3 protein-coding genes and 2 pseudogenes are annotated in these 2,737 nt (G+C 36.5%); all 5 read right to left on the reverse strand.

The genetic code is table 11. The features are described 5' to 3' along the window. Positions 1-663 (reverse strand): annotated as a pseudogene (locus tag ACKI3Q_RS08215) (methyl-coenzyme M reductase subunit alpha); the annotation flags it as partial. 6 nt (positions 664-669) lie between these two features. Further along, positions 670-1,428: a coenzyme-B sulfoethylthiotransferase subunit gamma gene (gene mcrG, locus ACKI3Q_RS08220; protein ID WP_407416061.1), complete on the reverse strand. Its 759-nt coding sequence runs from the start codon at positions 1,426-1,428 to the stop codon at positions 670-672. A gap of 2 nt (positions 1,429-1,430) precedes the next feature. Further along, a complete protein-coding gene (mcrC, locus tag ACKI3Q_RS08225) occupies positions 1,431-2,030 on the reverse strand; it encodes a methyl-coenzyme M reductase I operon protein C (RefSeq protein ID WP_407416063.1) in 600 nt (199 codons plus the stop codon). Position 2,031: 1 nt separating this feature from the next. Next, the gene (gene mcrD, locus ACKI3Q_RS08230; protein WP_407416065.1) at positions 2,032-2,487 is read right to left on the reverse strand and encodes a methyl-coenzyme M reductase operon protein D; all 456 of its coding nucleotides are present in this window, start codon (positions 2,485-2,487) and stop codon (positions 2,032-2,034) included. A 36-nt stretch (positions 2,488-2,523) separates the two neighbouring features. Continuing rightward, positions 2,524-2,737: pseudogene (locus tag ACKI3Q_RS08235) on the reverse strand (methyl-coenzyme M reductase subunit beta); the annotation flags it as partial.

A 2,737-nucleotide genomic window follows, 5' to 3' on the forward strand; every position in this document is an offset into this window, starting at 1 on the left:
ACCACCGTCACAGACTCTTCCTACAATGGATGGAATTCTTACAGCTTGCCAAATAGCTCCGCCAACTTCAGCTTTTAAAGCTTCAGCTTGTTCTTCAGGGAACTCTTTGTTAATGTCTAAAACAAATGCTGAGTCAATTTCATCAGCTAATTCGTCGTCACCAGTGAAAACTTTTACATAGGAGTCTTGTACTATTAATGGGTCAGTTTCTACCATGTGTTCTTGAACAACTGCTGCACCAGGCATAGCGTGGTTTACAGTTTCTAAGTAGTTTGTAATAGTTTCAGGAGTAACTTCAATACCTAATCTTTTTTCAAGAACGTTGTGTGCAGTGTTTAAACCTACAATAACAGTTTTTCTAATATCGTCCCATGCTTGTTGGATAGCTGCGTTGTTAATGTAGTGTAAATCGTCACCTTCTACGAAAGTATCAGTAGTAGATAATTGGTAGGACATTAAAGCTCTTTGACCTAAAGGAGAACCAATGTCTGGGTTGTACATTGGGATTCCTCTTTTTGCTGCGATTTCTTTACCTTCATTAACGAATGCAGTTTTTCTTTCGGATTGGGTCCAACCACCCATGTTATAAAATTGGGTTGTTTTTTCGGTTGGGTCTTCAACGAATTTCTTTTTCATTGCATCTAAGAATTTTTTATCAGCCATACTAATCTACCATCCTATAGTTGGATTGAATGCACCAAAGGATCTGGAAACGTGAATTCTTTGACAGACTTTTACAGCGTCTTCATCGTCTTTGTATGCTTCACCATCTATTCTGTAAATAGTGGTTTTTGCTCTTAAAGTTTCTTCGTCTAATGGTTCACCTAAGACTACAGGTTCGTCTAATTCTTTACCAATTTGGTCTTTAACCATTTCGACTTTACCGGTTTCTTTGTTGAATACTTGTCTTCTGAGCATATCAAACATTAAACCGTTTTCATCTAATCTTAAGGAGTGACCGTGTACACTTCCACCTCTAATACCGGTTCTTGCAGTATCGAAGTATTCGGTTTCTAATAAGATTTTGGATAATCTTTCGATGTCTCTTTCTCTTGCTTCGACTACTTGTCTTCCGGATAATGTACCGGTATCGATTCCTCTAAATCTGGATAAGTAAGATCTAGCTCTTAAGAAAGGTTGAGCTGGAGCGAAGTACATGGAGTCAACGAATTGGATGTATCTAATTCTGTCTCCTGCTTTTGCACCATCGATAGGTGCTACTAATTCTCTTACACTGTCATCTGGCTCATCCATTTCGTCTAATGGTGGGTGAACTGATTTATATTCTTCACCTGGAGCTTTATGACCTAATATTTTAACTACGTCTTCATCAGAAATTTCTCTTAACTTTTCTAACTCGTATTCTGGGTTAGTGAAGTTTCTTCTGTTTTGAGCAACCTGAGAAGTACCTGGATAAATTTGTACCATAATTATGCATCTCCTAATGCTAATTTTACTTTTCTAATTATTTCATCTAATTTTTCTTGTGAAATTGTTTCACCACGGATAACCCCTGTAACAATATCATCGATAGTTCCTTTGGTTTTAATATCATCATCTTTAGGCATGACTTTGGAAGTTTTAACGCCGATTTTAGCGAAATCTTCACAATCTACTGGTGATTCGCATATAATAATTGCATGTTTATCAACGTTCCTTAGAATTAATCTTGCTTTGTAAATTAAATGATTTGCAACTCCACCTAAGTGAATAACAAGCAATTTAAAATTACTCATTTGTTCGACTTCCTTATCAGTAAGTCCAAACAATGTTCCACCAGCGGCAGGAGCATCATGAGGAACACCCGCACCAGCATTTAAAACCATTGTACTTGTTAAAACATTAGCTTCACGTAAACCAAAAGTAATTTCACAAACAGGTTTAGTAATGTGTCTTCGTCCTGGAGACATTGCAACAGCGCATACATCAGTACCACATTCTGCAAATGTGCCTCTTTGAGCAAGACTTCCACCTTTACCCATACCGCTTGTTTCCCTACAATCTACTACGTGAGTACAACGTCCTATCATATTAATCTAAGTCATCCTTTTTAATAATTTTCACATGGTCTTCAAATGTTGAATATTGATCTGTCATTCCTACTAAATCATCTGGTAATTCTGTATCACCATATTTAATTCTATCAGAAACAGTTTGTTCTTTTCTGATATAATGAGCTCTATCTTGATTAATATCAAAACCATATGGGATATGTTGTTCACAGATTTTTTCGATTTCGTCGATTGTGGATTCCATAGTTATTTCAAGGAAAACTCTAGCAGTCTTAACCTGTAAAACTACTTTTTCACCATTGATTGTGATAACTCTACGTTCCCTATATTGTGGAGGCAGAGTTGCTTCACCTTTTGGGAATCTAGGACCATGAATAACAGTCCTTTTTACATCATCGAGTGATTCTAAGTCATTTAACAACTTTTCAGTTGTGTCACTTCCAAGAACCCTATAAGGAAATATTTCAATATCCATGTTTTAACCTTCGAAAATTAGACATAATCAAAACAATTAGATGTCACCTTTAATTTCTTCAGCTGCAGCTGCAACTGCTTTAATAGGTTCTCTGAATTCATCAATTTGGCTGTATACTTCTTTAATTAAACCAGAAGTTGCTTCTGGTGAAAAGAGTTGTGTTCCTGCATCTAAGGACATAGCAGCAGCTACACAAGGGATACAGAATCCTTTACTGTGTCTGGTTACAACGTGGTTACCGTTGAATAAA

The organism is Methanobrevibacter sp., assembly GCF_045636185.1.
Taxonomy (GTDB): domain Archaea; phylum Methanobacteriota; class Methanobacteria; order Methanobacteriales; family Methanobacteriaceae; genus Methanocatella.